Below are 14,421 nucleotides of genomic sequence, written 5' to 3'. Positions count from 1 at the left end.
CCGGGGTGAGGCCTGAGAAGAGATGAACAGTCCGGCGTAAAGGCCGGACTGCGGGTTTGCCTTGGCTAGACGAGAATATCGGCGGAAGCGTCGACATGCCCAACGATTTTAACCAGGAAATCAGGCAGGTGATTGCCGGAGAGATTGATGGCCAGATCGGTGACATTCTGCTGCGCGTCATAATTCAGCGCCGCTTCATACAACGAGCCGCTTAAACTATCCACGAAGTGCAGCTCGCTCCCGTCGGCCTTAGCCGTCTGGTTGAGCCACGACAGATCGATTTTATCCACCGCCGTCTGGAAATCGCGGATCCAATCCGGCGCGGCGGCTTGGCTGTCGCCGGCTTCGCGGAAGACGAAGGTGTCCGCGCCTGCATTGCCCCAGAGCTGATCGGCGCCGCCGGCACCGTAAATGATGTCGTTGCCTGCACCGCCTTTTAGCGTATTGTTCAGCGCGTTGCCCACTAAAATGTCTGCGCCGCTGCCGCCGATGATATTTTCAATCTGCGCGCCGTAGGCGATGGCGATATTTGCCTTCAAGCCGCCCACATCAGAGAATGCGCCTTCGTTAATGTTGATGCGCTGATCCTGGCTGTAGCCTGAAAAATCCAGCGTGTCATTGCCGCCGGCATCCCAGATAGCCGCCACGATTTTGTCCGTGGACGCCTTAACGCTCAGAAAGTCTCTGTCCGTATTCGAGTTGAAACCATAGGTGGTATCGCCGGTGCGCGTGGTGGTATTCGCGCCGTAAAGCTTCTGTATGGCGGTAATATCATCCAGCTGCGGCCCTGATGGCCAAACGCCTTTATAGTCAGCGCTGGTGTATTGTTCGTTAAAATAGCTCATCAAAGAATATTGATGGTCGTCTTCATAATACTTCGCCGAGTTGGCGTAGGTGGGGTAGGTGGCATTTGACGCATCATAATTGCCGGGATGAGAAAGCCCCAACGCATGCCCTATTTCATGAGTCAGCGTATCCCTGGCGTAGTTATTGGTTTGCGGATTGGAGGCGTCGTAGCCGTTATTGCCGCTGATCCAAATGGTGCTTTTGAGATTGCTCTGCGTACTTTCATACGAGGTGTAATTGCCCCCGCTGGCCGCCTTATAAAAACCAAACTTTATATCTGCATTTTTCGCGTCGTTGCCTTTAACCTCGGTGAACGTGATGTTGGCCACATCCGACCAGGATTGCAATGAAAGCTTGGTTTGGGCTTGCTGGGCGGCGGTAAGCTGCGCGGCGCCCGTCTTGTCGCTGTCGGTATAGACGGGGAAAGAGTAGGTCAAGGTAGCCGCATGGTCGGTCACGCCTTTGCCATTGGCGGAATAATGGCTCCTCAGCAGCAGATCTGAAACCTCTTGCGTGGTATATGACGGTTTACTGCTCCCCGCGTGATCGCCTCTTTCATAACGGGTTAAATAATCGGAAATCTTATCGGTCGCTAATGACATATCAAACTCCTTTGGACGTTGACAATATTGCAGCTAACGCTCTATATGCTCGTACACAGGTTTGAAAATCAGGGGTAATTAATGTGATATCATTGGTTTGCCTCCTTGGTCTGGCTTGAATATTGCGTTCAAGCGGAATATATCCTTATCATTAATCACGGTGAGGAATTAATTGTGCACTGTGATTGAGTTAAAGCAGTATAAACACAATTATTTCATTAATGAGTTATTCTTATATGAATCTTTTACATAAGATATGCGTAAAAGGCGTGCTTAAATAACCAGGTGGAATTAAATGTTTATTTAATATTACACTGTAATTGGCTCGCGGAGTTTACGTGATTGATTTATCTTTTTGCTTTTATTTAGCTTTTATCTGTGAATGGCGGCGAGTAGCCGCCATTGCCGCAATGCATATGGGCGGCTACTCGCCGGCGCTCGGCATTAATTGAGTACGGGATTATTAAGGGCGTCCGCGTACACCGATTAACTTACCTGATACTTAAAAACTGTAGGTGCCCTGCGCCAGCACGAAGTTCATGTTTTTCAGCCCGGCATGTTGCTGCAGGCTGTTGCTGACGTCGAAGTAGACATAGGCCACCTTGAACTGAAGATCGCTGCGCGGTGTCCAGGTCGTTTCAACCTGATACTGGTTGCCGATAAAGCGCGAGCCCTGCGCGCTGCCCTTCACCGGGCGCATTGGCCCGAGGTAGAAGGCATCCTCGCGGCGTTGCCGCCACAACGCGTCCCAGCTGAAGTCGATGGCCAGGGTTTGCCACGGCATAATCGTGACCGAAGGATGGATGGCGATCAGGTTAGCCGGCGCCACCAGCCCGTTCTCGGTCAGGTAGGGCAGCTTGGGGTACATGGCGTTAAAGGTGTTGAGCTGCCCATCGTGACCGTTTTTATCGCCGCTGGCGATGCCAATCTTGCCGCCGAAGCGCGGTTGCCAGCGCCAGTCGTTGACCGTATAGCCGGCGTGCGCCGACGCCGACCAGGCGCGGATGTCACGCTGTTCTGCGCTGCCGAACTGCCAGGCGGCTTCATTATCCCAGTCGAACCCCTGTGCCGCGCCGAAAATGCGCGCGCCGACGGTATAGCGCCGCTCTTGCCCGCTGAGCTGCGCGTAGTGGACGTCGTTATCCTCAAAGCCGAAGGTGTAGAGATCGAGCGAGGAGGCCAGCGCTGCCAGCGGCGTGGTGCCGTACAGCCCCCAGACCTTTTGGCTGTTGTCAGTATCGTCGTCGAAACTGCCGGTTTTGAGGGTGACGGGATGGCCGATAAAGGCGTCGAGGCGGTTTTTATCCTTGGCCCAGCTGGCGCGGATAGCATCGAAGGAACGGCGCACGTTGGGGCCGTCGCGGGTGCCCAGCAGGTGCAGCGAGCCCAGCGCAATCTCCTGGCGGCCGATCCGCAGGGTGCCGAGGCCGTAGGCGGTGGGCAGTTTTAAGTCCACATAGCCCTGGCCGAGGTAGGCATGATCTTCGTCAGTCGGCTTGCGCCCGCGGTCGCGCGGGGTGGCCAGCGACGATCCCACCTGCACATAGGCGCCGAAATAGTCGCCGTAGTCGAGGCGCGCGCCAACCAGCAAGCGCTGCATGAAAGTGTCGTCGCGTCCGCCGTTCAGATCCCGCTGATCCGTCCATTCATAGCGCTCGCGCAGTGAACCGTCGAAAGACAACGTGGCCGCATCGCCCAACGGGATGTTTTTCCAGGGGGAAGCGGCGGGCTCCGCCGCCAGCGCGGGGAGCGTGGAGAACAGCAACAGTGCGGGTAGCGTGCGTTTCATCATGAATATCCGAAGAAAAAAGCGCGCCGCAGCGCGCCTTGGGTTTATTTAGCCGTCTGGTGAATTTCGGCGATATAGCCGCCGGGGAAACGCACCAGCGCCGAGGCGCGGCGTTCCGCCGCCGTCGAATGCCACAGCACCTGCGCGCCGCTGGCCGTCGCTTTGGCCAGCGTGGCCGACAGATCGTCGACGCCATAGCCGGTGCGCTCATGGCCGAACGGATAAGGCAGATGTCCGTCGGTGACGAAAATGCGCGTTTTGCCGAAGCGGGAGTCCAGTTCGATCTGGCGGATCTTGCCGTTGCCGTTACGGCCGATCGCCGTGTCGCTGACCTGTTCGTCGCTCACGACCTTGCCGTGTGAGAACGCCTGGTAGCTTTTCAGGAAATCGTCGACGCGGTAGGCGGAGAGATACAGGCGGTTTTCCGGCACGCTCAGCAGCGGCTTGTAGTCAGGCGCCTTGGTGTGCCAATAGAGCTGCATGTTGACGCCGCCGGGCCACTGGATCACCGCGTCGCGGCCGATCGGATCGTCGAAAGGCGCAACCTGCACATCGGCGCCGGCGTCCCTGGCTTGCCGGATGGCGGCGTCCATATCCCTGACCAGAAAACCGTTGCGCTCGGCGCCGAACGGGTACGGGATCGGCGTTTTGAAATCGAACACCGAGAAGCTGCCGGCCGGCGTCAGTATCAGCTGGGAGTAAGTTTCGCTGGGGGTGGGCGTGACGTTGACCAGCACGCGTTCGGTACTGGTGCCGCCGAAGGTTTTCAGGATGCTGTCGACAAAGGCGTCCATCTTGCCGCGTTCGACGTAGACATGGGTGGTGTCATATTGCGGCCCCACGGCAAGAGGCGCCGTATCGGCCGCCCATGATACGGCAGGGAGCAGTAGCGCAAGGGCCGATATCCTCAGCCGACGAGAAGAAATGCCGATAATATGTTGCATGATGACCTCCAGGTAGCGGTTATTTTCCTGAGTGAAGCGTAATTCCCTATGAGCTTTCCCGTCGGCTGAAAAATAAAAACGAAAAACGCAATGTGCGTCGTGAAACATTAAATAAGGGCGATGTTCTGGCGCCTAAGCGAATATCGCGCAGGTGCAAAATATCTCTTTTTATGGGCGTGGAACGGTGGGGCGCCTTTGCCGGCTCAGCCCGCTATCGCTAAGGAATGGCGGTGGTCATGAGGCCCGCTTCGCCGCGTGTTGAGGTGAATCGAGGATAATCCATAACGGTGTTCTCCTAGATGGGATATATCGCATGAGCCAGCTGAGTTTACGGTCTTCATTGCCGTCTAAATATAAATACAGCATTAAAAGAATTGCCGCCCATCAAATTTTTATATGACTTGTTGAGTAAATACGAATAAGCGGGGAAAGAGAATATCGCGGCGCCTGACAGGGCTGACGTGGAGCAGAGGTGGTGCTGATCTCAGGGGAAAAAACGGCCTGCCAAAGCAGGCCGTTGGGGGGACGTTACGCCAGATCGAAACGATCGAGGTTCATCACTTTGTTCCAGGCGGCGACGAAGTCGTGGGCGAACTTCTCCTGCGCGTCGGCGCTGCCGTAGACTTCGGCCAGCGCCCGCAGCTGCGCGTGCGAACCGAACACCAGATCGACGCGGGTGCCGGTCCACTTGACCGCGCCGCTGCGGCGATCGCGGCCTTCGAACAGGCCGTCTTCACCGATCGGGTGCCAGGTGGTGCCCATGTCGAGCAGGTTGACGAAGAAGTCGTTGGTCAGCGCCTGCGGCCGCTGGGTGAACACGCCGTGCTGCGTGCCGCCAACGTTGGCGCCGAGCACGCGCAGCCCGCCGACCAGCACCGTCATTTCCGGCGCGGTCAGGGTCAGCAGCTGCGCCTTGTCGACCAGCAGCGTTTCGGCCGGCACGCGGTATTTACCCTTCAGGAAGTTGCGGAATCCGTCGGCGAGCGGCTCCATCGCCTCGAAGGAGTCCACGTCGGTCTGTTCCTGCGAGGCGTCCATGCGGCCCGGGGCGAACGGCACCGTCAGGGTGAAACCGGCGTTCTTCGCCGCCTGTTCCACGCCCGCCGCGCCGGCCAGCACGATCAGATCCGCCAGCGAGACGCGCTTGCCGCCGGTCTGCGCGTCGTTGAAGGCGCGTTGGATGCTCTCCAGCTTGGCCAGCGTCGCGGCGAGCTGCGCAGGTTGGTTGACCGCCCAGTCCTTTTGCGGCGCCAGGCGAATGCGCGCGCCGTTGGCGCCGCCGCGTTTGTCGGAACCGCGGAAGCTGGAAGCGGAAGCCCAGGCGGTGGAGACCAGCACCGACACCGGCAGGCCGGAAGCCAGCACGGCGTTTTTCAGCGCGGCGATGTCCTGCTCGTCGATCAGCGGATGATCGACCGCCGGGATCGGATCCTGCCAAATCAGCTCTTCCTGCGGCACTTCCGGGCCGAGGTAGCGCGCGCGCGGCCCCATATCGCGGTGGGTCAGCTTGAACCAGGCGCGGGCGAAGGCGTCGGCCAACTCTTCCGGATGCTCATAGAAACGGCGCGAAATCTTCTCGTAGGCCGGATCGAAGCGCAGCGACAGGTCGGTGGTCAGCATGGTCGGGCGGCGTTTCTTGTTGGGATCGAAGGCGTCGGGAATGGTTTCGCCGATGTCTTTCGCCACCCACTGGTGCGCGCCGGCCGGGCTTTGGGTCAGCTCCCATTCGTATTCGAACAGGTGGCGGAAGAAGTCGTGGTTCCACTGGGTCGGGGTAGTGGTCCAGGTGACTTCCAGGCCGCTGGTGATGGCGTCTTTGCCAACGCCGGTGCCGAAGGTGCTGTGCCAGCCGAGGCCCTGCGACTCCAGCCCGGCGGCTTCCGGATCGGCGCCGACGTTAGACGCCGGGCCGGCGCCGTGGGTCTTGCCGAAGGTGTGGCCGCCGGCGATCAGCGCCACGGTTTCTTCGTCGTTCATCGCCATGCGGGCGAAGGTTTCACGGATGTCGCGTGCGGCGGCCACCGGATCGGGATTGCCGTCCGGGCCTTCCGGGTTGACGTAGATCAGGCCCATCTGCACTGCCGCCAGCGGGTCCTCCAGATCGCGGTCTCCCGAGTAACGGCTGTTTGGCCCGCCGCTCAGCTCCAGCCAGATCTTCTCAGAACCCCAGTAGACGTCGTCCGGCTCCCAGGTGTCGGCGCGGCCGCCGGCATAGCCGAAGGTTTTGAAGCCCATCGATTCCAGCGCCACGTTGCCGGTCAAGATAATCAGGTCTGCCCAGGAGAGGTTGCGGCCGTATTTCTGTTTGATTGGCCACAGCAGGCGGCGCGCCTTGTCGAGGCTGACGTTGTCCGGCCAGCTGTTGAGCGGGGCGAAGCGCTGCTGGCCTTCGCCCGCGCCGCCGCGGCCGTCGCCGATGCGATAGGTGCCGGCGCTGTGCCAGGCCATGCGGATGAACAGGCCGCCGTAGTGGCCGAAGTCTGCCGGCCACCATTCCTGCGAGTCGGTCATCAGGGCGTGCAGATCCTGTTTGACCGCCGCCAGATCGAGACTGTTGAAGGCATCGGCGTAGTTGAAGTCTTTATCCATCGGATCGGACAGGGGGGAATGTTGGTGCAGCGGTTTCAGGCTGAGCTGATTAGGCCACCAATCCTGATTGGTGGGGCCGTTCTGCGGTGCGGGCTGCTTGCCGCCCGAAAACGGGCATTTGCTTTCAGTTGTCATAATGCGCTCTCTGCTTCCATAAAGGTGCTCCAGCCGCCGGGCGTGGAGCGGTTAACAAGGCATGCGGGTAAGGCTTGCGTCGGGTGTTGCGCTAAATAACTGAACTCAATGGATTCGCATCGCCCCGGCCGCTAACGGGCAAAAGGCGACTCATGGCTAAGCTTAGTCAGCGGTGGCGGAGAGATAAAATAGGAATGAGTGAATATTGTGATAGCTTGCGGCGATTTATGGGTGTGCTATTGATAGTCAACACGCCGTGTTATCGGCGCCGCAGCATAACCTTGAGCACCGCGTCCGCCAGCTTGCCGAACGGCGCGCGCAGGAGGTCGGTAAAACGCCAGCGGCTCTGGATAAAGACGCCTTTGGCGTGGCTCAGCGCCCGAAATCCTTCGATGCCGTGACAGGCCCCCATGCCGCTGGGGCCGATGCCGCCGAACGGCAGATCGTCCTGGGCGAAATGCAGTAGGGTGGCGTTAACGCTGACGTTGCCGGAGGTGGTGCGCGCCAGCAGCCGGTCCCGATCCTCGCCCGGCGGACCGAAGTAGTAGAGCGCAAGCGGGCGCGGCCCGGCGTTGATAACGTCGATCGTTTCATCAAAGGCGGCGTAGGTGCACACCGGCAGCAGCGGCCCGAAGATCTCCTCTTGCATGATCCGGCTGTCGTCGGGGGCGCCGACGATAAGCGTAGGGGCCAGCGTGTTCGGCCGTTCAGACGCCGAGTCCGGGCGGTGGCCGACCGGATGGATTTGCGCGCCGCGCTCCTGTGCGTCGGCAAGCAGCGCTTGCAAGCGGTGGTAGTGCCTGTCGTTGATGATGGCGCCGTAGTCGTCGCCGGTTGGCCCGTCGGGATAAAAGCTTTTAACCGCCGCGTCATAGAGCGCCATGAAGCTTGCCAGATCGTCCTGATGAACCAGCAGGTAATCGGGCGCGATACAGGTTTGGCCCGCGTTTGACAGCTTGCCGAACGCCACGCTCTTGACGTTTCTGGCATTAACCGCGCCGCGCGCCATGACGGCGGGGCTTTTGCCGCCCAGTTCAAGCGTTAACGGCACCAGATGTTTGCCGGCCGCCTGCATGACCTGACGGCCGATCGCCGTGCTGCCGGTGAACACCAGATGGTCGAACGCCAGCTCGCTGAATCTGGCCCCGACGTCCGGCCCGCCGGTCACGACGGCGACCTCATCGACAGGAAACAGCGCCGCCAGCATCGTTTCGATGAGGCGGCTGGTATGTGGCGTGAGCTCCGAAGGTTTCAGCATCACGCGGTTGCCGGCGGCCAGCGCGGTGGCCAGCGGGATGAAGGTCAACGAGAAGGGATAGTTCCACGGCGCCATGATGCCAATCACGCCCTTGGGCTGATATTGCACATAGGCGCGTGCGGCCTGATACGGCAGGGCGACGTGGCGGCGCTCCGGCTTCATGAAGCGTTTCAGGTTGCGCAGCAGGTAATCGATCGCCTGAACGGTAACCAGAATCTCCAGAATGTCGGTTTCGTAAGGCGAACGGTGGCCGAAGTCCGCGCTGACGGCCGCCGCCAGCGCGGCGCGCTGGGCCAGAATGGCGCTTCGCAAGCGGCGCAGGGCGGCCTTGCGCTGTTGCATCGTCGGCGCGCCGTCGCGCAGGAAGGCGTGGCGCTGGGCGGCAAGCCACGGCTCCATCGTCGTGGCGGTGTCATCTCCTTGCACTTGAATACTCCTGATGCCGATCGCGTTACTGAGGGAAATACCGCTTGCCGGGCCACTATTGACCTTAAAGTGAACTTTAAACCTATACTCGTTAAACGATCAACGCAAGATCGTCGGCCAACCGGGATGAGGGAGCCAGAGATCCCGGCGCCGCGCGCAGTATAAACCTTCTTTTTTAACCATAGTGTAAATGGGAGAAACGACATGGGTTATGTAACGACCAGCGATGGCGTCGAGATTTTCTACAAGGATTGGGGCCCAAAAAACGGCAAGGTTATCTACTTCCACCACGGTTGGCCGCTGTCCAGCGATGACTGGGATGCCCAGATGCTGTTCTTCGTGAACAAAGGGTTCCGCGTGGTTGCGCACGATCGCCGCGGCCACGGCCGCTCCAGCCAGGTGTGGGAAGGGCACGACATGGATCATTACGCCGATGACGTCGCCGCGGTGGTAAAACACCTGGGCGTGCAGGGCGCCATGCACGTAGGCCACTCGACCGGCGGTGGCGAGGTGGTGCGCTATATCGTGCGCCACGGCGAGGACAAGGTGTCCAAAGCGGTGCTGATCAGCGCGGTGCCGCCGCTGATGGTGAAAACCGACGCCAATCCGCAGGGCACCCCAAAATCGGTATTCGATGATTTCCAGGCGCAGCTGGCCGCCAACCGGGCGCAGTTCTATTACGACGTGCCCGCAGGCCCGTTCTATGGCTATAACCGCCCGGGTGCCAAACCGTCGGAGGCCATTATCTGGAACTGGTGGCGGCAGGGCATGATGGGGGGCGCCAAGGCGCACTATGACGGCATCGTCGCCTTCTCGCAGACCGATTTCACCGAAGATCTCAAGAAGATTGCCATTCCGGTGCTGGTGATCCACGGCGATGACGACCAGGTGGTGCCTTATCAGGATTCCGGCGTGCTCTCGGCCAAGCTGGTGCAAAACGGCACGCTCCATACCTATAAGGGCGCGCCGCACGGCATCCCGACCACCCATGCCGATCAGGTCAACGCCGATCTGCTGGCGTTCGTGAACAGTTAAGCGCGAACAAGCACTTTTGCTCCGCCCTGAGTGGGCGGAGTTTTTTTGATTGCGATGAGGAACGCCAATGCAAACGATCCTGGGCGCCAGTGGCCAGATCGCCCAAGAGCTGGCGCGTGAACTGAAGCGCGCGTACACCGATGATTTAAGATTGGTCAGCCGCAACCCGAGGAAGGTCAACGACAGCGATACGCTGGTCGCGGCCGACCTGCTCGATGCACAGCAGACCCTGGCGGCGGTGAAGAGCAGCGACGTGGTGTATTTCGCCGCCGGCCTGCCGCCGGATTCGGCGCTGTGGGAGCGGCAATTTCCGACCATGCTGCAGAATGCGCTGGACGCCAGCCGTACCGCAGGCGTGCCCTTCGTCTATTTCGACAATACTTACATGTATCCGCAGAACGGCGAACTGCAGACGGAATCGACGCCGTTCGCGCCTCGGGGGCGCAAGGGACGGGTGCGTGCCCTGATGACCGAGAAGGTGCTCAACGAGATGGAGCGCAAGCAGATCCCCGTGCTGATCGGCCGTGCGCCCGAGTTTTATGGGCCGGGAAAAACGCAGAGCTTCACCAATGCGCTGATCGTCGACAGGCTGAAAGCGGGGGAAAAACCGCGCGTGCCGGTTCGCGACGACAGGCTGCGCACGCTGATCTGGACGCCCGACGCCAGCCGCGGGTTAGCCCGGCTCGGCAATACGCCCGACGCGTTCGGCCAGACGTGGCATCTCCCGTGCTGCGACGAACGGCTCACCTATGCGCAGTTCGCCGCCTTGGCCTGCGAGGTGTTTGGGAAGGACATTTCATATTCCGTCATCGGCAAATGGGCGTTGATCGCCGCAGGGCTGGTTTCGTCCGGGGCGCGTGAGATGCGCGAGCTGCTGCCGCGCTACGAGTACGACAACCTGTTCGACTCGACCAAGTTCAAGCAGCGCTTTCCCGACTTCGCCGTCACGACGTATCGCGCCGGGCTGGAAACGATTTGGCGGGAGTGGAAGAACGCGCAAGCGCCGCGTTAAGATGCCCGCCGCGCCAGGGCTAGCCATAGCGCGCTACGCTGGGCTGCCGGCCCACTCGAGCCATTAAGCGAGCCTCGCCCCTCACCGGGCGGGGCTTTTTATTGGCTGCGCGAAAGCGGATCACCAGTGATAGCTGATGCCCATATCGAGCTTGTCCGACGCATCGACGCCGGCCGCGTGCTGCGAAAGGTTATTGAATTCATAGTTAATAAACACCTGCATGTTGCTATTGAGCAACCAAGTCACCCCCAACTCTTCGTAGTTCAATAAGTCGGTGTTGCGGCCTGCCCGGGCCTGTATTAAACGGGTATAGCCGATGTTGGGCTGAATATGGTCCGTCAGCCGGTATTTGACGAGCGCTTCATAACTTGACGCCGAGCCGCGGTTAGCGGTTTGTTGCGGGCTGATGGCGTTGTCGCTTTGGGTGAACACGGCCGCAAGATAGATTTTTTTCGACGCATAGAGAACCCCTTCGGCCAGCGTATCGATGCGTCGGCGATAGCCGGCGGCGTGTTGCTGCCGCTGCGTGGTTTGAGACGCCGAGGCGGCGGCGATGAGGCTGAGCGTCGGCGTCAGCGCATAACGGAACGAGGCGCCGAAGCCGTTGCCGTTTTGTTTGCCCGGCGCTTGCCGATCGTCGCCGTCTTTGAACTGATATTGCAACGCGAGGGCGGCGCGCCGCTGAAACAGGCTGAAAGTTTGGCGGTAGGTGAGCAGGTTATGCGCCCGGCCGCGCATAAAGTTATCGATGTAGTTGTACGCCATTTCCCTAAACAGCGGGGAGCGATCGGTCAGGGCGGTCACATCATAAAGCACGCCCCAGTTACGGCCGATATCGAGGCTGCCCAGGGTGGCGTTTTGCACGCCGATATAGGCGAGCCGGGTGCTGTTTCGGCTCGCGTCGGCGAAGCTGACGGTATATTCCCAGTGGGCGTAGGCCTGCCAGCGCGGCGCGATCTTTTTTTTGCCTATCAGGCCGAAATAGAGGTAGCTGCGGTCGCCGTCGTCGCGTTCGTTTTGGCCGCTGTAGCGTCTGGCGATAATCGTGCCGTAGAAATTCAGGCTGTTTTGCTGCGATCCCGTCAACGACAAGGCGAAGGCGCCGCGCGGCAACAGGGCCAGCAGGGGGAACAGCATGCCCACCGAAAAATAACGAGGATTGCGTTTTATCATGATGGCACCGTCCCTGTGCGCGGCAAGCCCGTGTGCTTGCCGCCCTGGCGAAGCTTAAGCGTGCGTTTCGCGTTTAAAGTAACTGACGATCCCCTGAGCGATCGCCGTGGCAATTTTATTTTGGAAGGCGGGGGTGCCGAGCAGCCTTTCTTCCTCAGGGTTGGTGATGAAAGAGGTTTCCACCAAGACGGAAGGAATATACGGGGACTTTAAGACCACGAAGGCCGCCTGTTCGGTATTTTTGGCATGCAAATGATGGATGGGCGCAATATGCTGAATCAGGTGCGAGCCCAGCGCCAGGCTCTCTTTGATTGTTTCCGTCTGCTCCAAATCAAACAGTATCTTCTGCAAATAGCGATCTTTCTTGATGACGTTGGGGCCGGCGAGATCGTCCGCCGCGTTTTCACTGTTCGATAAGTATTTCGCCATCGCGCTGCTGGCGCCTTTATTGGAAAGCGCAAAAACCGACGCGCCGCAGGCACTGGGGCAGGTAAAGCCGTCGGCGTGGATGGACATGAAAAGATCGGCGCCATGCCGGTGCGCGATCTCCACCCGATCGTACAGCGGAATAAAAACGTCGCTGTCGCGCGTCAGGCGGGCATCGATGCCGTGTCGATCAAGCTGTGCACGCACATTTCTGGCGATCTCCAGAACGACATGTTTTTCCAGCGAACCGGTGTGGCCAATGGCGCCGGAGTCGATGCCGCCATGACCGGGATCCAACATGACCAGGAATCTTTTTCGCGCCCCCTGAGGGCCGTTCTGCTTTTTGGGACGTGGCAGGCCGTGGGCGTGAGCCAGCGGGGAAACGGCGCCGTTCAGCGCCAGGGCCGCCAACCCTGCCAACATCATTCTGCGGCGAGATAACCGGGTGTTCAAAAGGTCCGTCTTAGCCATAAGGTTAACCAGCATAAAAGGAAAGGGTGTTTTTGTTATAACATAACAATTTCACGCGCCGGCGGGGTTGTCTGTTAGCGGCTGTTACTTTTAATGTCATTCCTTAAATTCACTGGTTTTTTATACTGCATTTATTTTGTTTATTGAATGTTTATATTGATATAAATTTGTTTTGCATTTGTTAATTCTTATTTTGACACACTATTTAATCTAATATTTCAAATGAGATTTATTCTCCTCTTTAATTGATATGTTATAACGTAAACATTAAAACGGATAAAAAACGGGGTCTTTGCCGCCGGCATGAAGCTACTCACGTTTTTGGAGCGTTAACATGACTTTTAAACACCAGGAAAAAGAGACACTAAATATATTCGCCGTTCTCGCGGTCTCGTTAAGCACGGTCATCGCCATGCTCGACAGTACCATCGCCAACGTGGCATTGCCGGTTATCGCCAAAGATTTCGGCGTTTCCGAATCGGCCTCCATCATGATTATTAATGCCTACCAGTTTGCCGTTGTCGCCTCTTTGATGCCCTTCGCGGCGCTGGGCCGCGCGGTGGGCAATAAAAAGATCTTTATAGCCGGGGTGGTGCTGTTCGCTTTTTCATCCTTGGGCTGCGCGCTGTCCACGACGCTGTCGATGCTGACGGCATTCAGGGTGATACAGGGCTTCGGTGCGGCGGCGGTGCTCAGCGTCAATGCGGCGCTGATCAAGGAGATATACCCGGAAAGGCTGCTGGGGCGCGGTCTGGGGATTAATGTGATGGTGGTGTCGGTTTCCGCCGCCGCCGGGCCGTCCATCGCCTCGGCGATACTTTCTCAGACGAGCTGGAACTGGCTGTTTACCATCAATGTTCCCATCGCCTGCCTGTCGCTGCTGCTGAGCCTGATCTTCCTGCCCCCCCGCGAGCGGCGCAGCGGTGGATTCGACAGCGGCGGGGCTCTGTTGGTGTTTGTGCTGTTCATCGCTTTCTCGCTCAGCACGATGAGTATGACCACCCACCATCTGCCGGCGGCGGCGCTCAGCTTTGCGGTATTCGCCGGGCTGGCCGGGTGGCTGTACATCAATCAGAAAAGAAAGGCCAACGCCGCGCTGATCCCGGTCGCGATGCTGCATAACCCGACGCTGTCATTGTCTTTGCTGATGTCGATGCTGTCTTACAGCACCCAGCTTTTGGCTTTTGTATCGCTGCCTTTCTATTTCCACAATGTCCTGCAAAGAAACGTGGTGGACATCGGTCTGCTGCTGACCGCCTGGCCGCTGGCCACCATGGCGTCTTCGCTGATTTCCGGTGATTTGGCCAAGAAATACGATTCCAATCTTGTTGCCCTCTCGGGCCTCGCCTGTCTGCTGGCAGGCATGCTGCTGATGGCCAATTTGCCCAGCGATCCGTCGAATGGGGCGATCGTATGGCGCGTGGCGCTGTGCGGCATCGGTTTCGGCCTGTTTCAATCACCGAACAACCTGCTGATCATGACCTCTGTGTCCCATGAAAACAGCAGCATCGCCAGCGGCCTGTTGGGCAGCTCCCGATTGATCGGGCAAATCGTCGGTTCGGCGTTAGTGGCGATTTTCTTCAATATGCGCGGCGCGCAAGCGACGAATATCAGTTTAATGGCGGGGGCGGCATTCTCGTTCCTTTCTCTGGTCGTGAGCTATATGCGCTTCAAGTCCGCCGTTACGTTAAAAACCAGCAAATAGAAGCACGAGG

General features: G+C 59.0%; 10 protein-coding genes. 3 read left to right on the top strand and 7 right to left on the bottom strand.

The window, feature by feature from the left end; genetic code table 11:
• Positions 1-65 precede the first annotated feature (65 nt).
• The 5 genes from ACMGGW_RS14730 to ACMGGW_RS14710 all read right to left on the bottom strand — a co-directional run bounded on the left by ACMGGW_RS14730 (position 66) and on the right by ACMGGW_RS14710 (position 8,589).
• Positions 66-1,448, bottom strand: a complete 1,383-nt coding sequence (locus ACMGGW_RS14730) for a serralysin family metalloprotease (protein WP_151429222.1) — start codon at positions 1,446-1,448, stop codon at positions 66-68.
• A gap of 502 nt (positions 1,449-1,950) precedes the next feature.
• Complete coding sequence (locus tag ACMGGW_RS14725) at positions 1,951-3,240, bottom strand: alginate export family protein (RefSeq protein WP_089181108.1); 1,290 nt, start codon at positions 3,238-3,240, stop codon at positions 1,951-1,953.
• Positions 3,241-3,281: 41 nt separating this feature from the next.
• Positions 3,282-4,079: a glyoxalase gene (locus ACMGGW_RS14720; protein ID WP_197832539.1), complete on the bottom strand. Its 798-nt coding sequence runs from the start codon at positions 4,077-4,079 to the stop codon at positions 3,282-3,284.
• A gap of 630 nt (positions 4,080-4,709) precedes the next feature.
• Positions 4,710-6,905: a catalase/peroxidase HPI gene (katG, locus tag ACMGGW_RS14715; RefSeq protein ID WP_049203308.1), complete on the bottom strand. Its 2,196-nt coding sequence runs from the start codon at positions 6,903-6,905 to the stop codon at positions 4,710-4,712.
• A 259-nt stretch (positions 6,906-7,164) separates the two neighbouring features.
• Entirely contained in the window at positions 7,165-8,589 is a 1,425-nt protein-coding gene (locus tag ACMGGW_RS14710) for a coniferyl aldehyde dehydrogenase (protein ID WP_239536978.1), read from the bottom strand.
• 204 nt (positions 8,590-8,793) lie between these two features.
• Here ACMGGW_RS14710 and ACMGGW_RS14705 point away from each other — a divergent pair, with 204 nt between their 5' ends.
• Together ACMGGW_RS14705 and ACMGGW_RS14700 are read left to right on the top strand one after the other, a co-directional pair.
• The gene (locus ACMGGW_RS14705) at positions 8,794-9,624 is read left to right on the top strand and encodes an alpha/beta fold hydrolase (protein WP_025303474.1); all 831 of its coding nucleotides are present in this window, start codon (positions 8,794-8,796) and stop codon (positions 9,622-9,624) included.
• A 67-nt stretch (positions 9,625-9,691) separates the two neighbouring features.
• Entirely contained in the window at positions 9,692-10,636 is a 945-nt protein-coding gene (locus tag ACMGGW_RS14700; RefSeq protein ID WP_197832540.1) for an NAD-dependent epimerase/dehydratase family protein, read from the top strand.
• Between the two features lie 120 nt (positions 10,637-10,756).
• On the opposite strand, the gene ACMGGW_RS14695 is transcribed toward ACMGGW_RS14700, so the two are convergent.
• Positions 10,757-11,809 carry a porin gene (locus ACMGGW_RS14695; protein ID WP_197832541.1) on the bottom strand — a complete coding sequence of 351 codons (1,053 nt, stop codon included), beginning with the start codon at positions 11,807-11,809 and terminating at the stop codon, positions 10,757-10,759.
• 54 nt (positions 11,810-11,863) lie between these two features.
• The gene (gene amiA, locus ACMGGW_RS14690; RefSeq protein ID WP_049209241.1) at positions 11,864-12,706 is read right to left on the bottom strand and encodes an N-acetylmuramoyl-L-alanine amidase AmiA; all 843 of its coding nucleotides are present in this window, start codon (positions 12,704-12,706) and stop codon (positions 11,864-11,866) included.
• 334 nt (positions 12,707-13,040) lie between these two features.
• Here amiA and ACMGGW_RS14685 point away from each other — a divergent pair, with 334 nt between their 5' ends.
• Entirely contained in the window at positions 13,041-14,411 is a 1,371-nt protein-coding gene (locus ACMGGW_RS14685; protein WP_197832542.1) for an MFS transporter, read from the top strand.
• Positions 14,412-14,421 lie beyond the last annotated feature (10 nt).

Source organism: Serratia sp. BNK-4 (assembly GCF_048685115.1).
GTDB classification, from domain to species: domain Bacteria; phylum Pseudomonadota; class Gammaproteobacteria; order Enterobacterales; family Enterobacteriaceae; genus Serratia; species Serratia bockelmannii.
The sequence above is the reverse complement of the archived record's forward strand: the minus strand, read 5'-3'. Positions and strand labels throughout refer to the sequence as shown.

Excerpts from the sequence above, each read along its gene's own strand:
- katG (WP_049203308.1), bottom strand. The coding sequence starts at position 6,905 with ATGACAACTGAAAGCAAATGCCCGTTTTCGGGCGGCAAGCAGCCCGCA.
- ACMGGW_RS14730 (WP_151429222.1), bottom strand. The coding sequence starts at position 1,448 with ATGTCATTAGCGACCGATAAGATTTCCGATTATTTAACCCGTTATGAA.
- ACMGGW_RS14695 (WP_197832541.1), bottom strand. The coding sequence starts at position 11,809 with ATGATAAAACGCAATCCTCGTTATTTTTCGGTGGGCATGCTGTTCCCC.
- amiA (WP_049209241.1), bottom strand. The coding sequence starts at position 12,706 with ATGGCTAAGACGGACCTTTTGAACACCCGGTTATCTCGCCGCAGAATG.
- ACMGGW_RS14700 (WP_197832540.1), top strand. The coding sequence starts at position 9,692 with ATGCAAACGATCCTGGGCGCCAGTGGCCAGATCGCCCAAGAGCTGGCG.
- ACMGGW_RS14685 (WP_197832542.1), top strand. The coding sequence starts at position 13,041 with ATGACTTTTAAACACCAGGAAAAAGAGACACTAAATATATTCGCCGTT.
- ACMGGW_RS14725 (WP_089181108.1), bottom strand. The coding sequence starts at position 3,240 with ATGATGAAACGCACGCTACCCGCACTGTTGCTGTTCTCCACGCTCCCC.
- ACMGGW_RS14705 (WP_025303474.1), top strand. The coding sequence starts at position 8,794 with ATGGGTTATGTAACGACCAGCGATGGCGTCGAGATTTTCTACAAGGAT.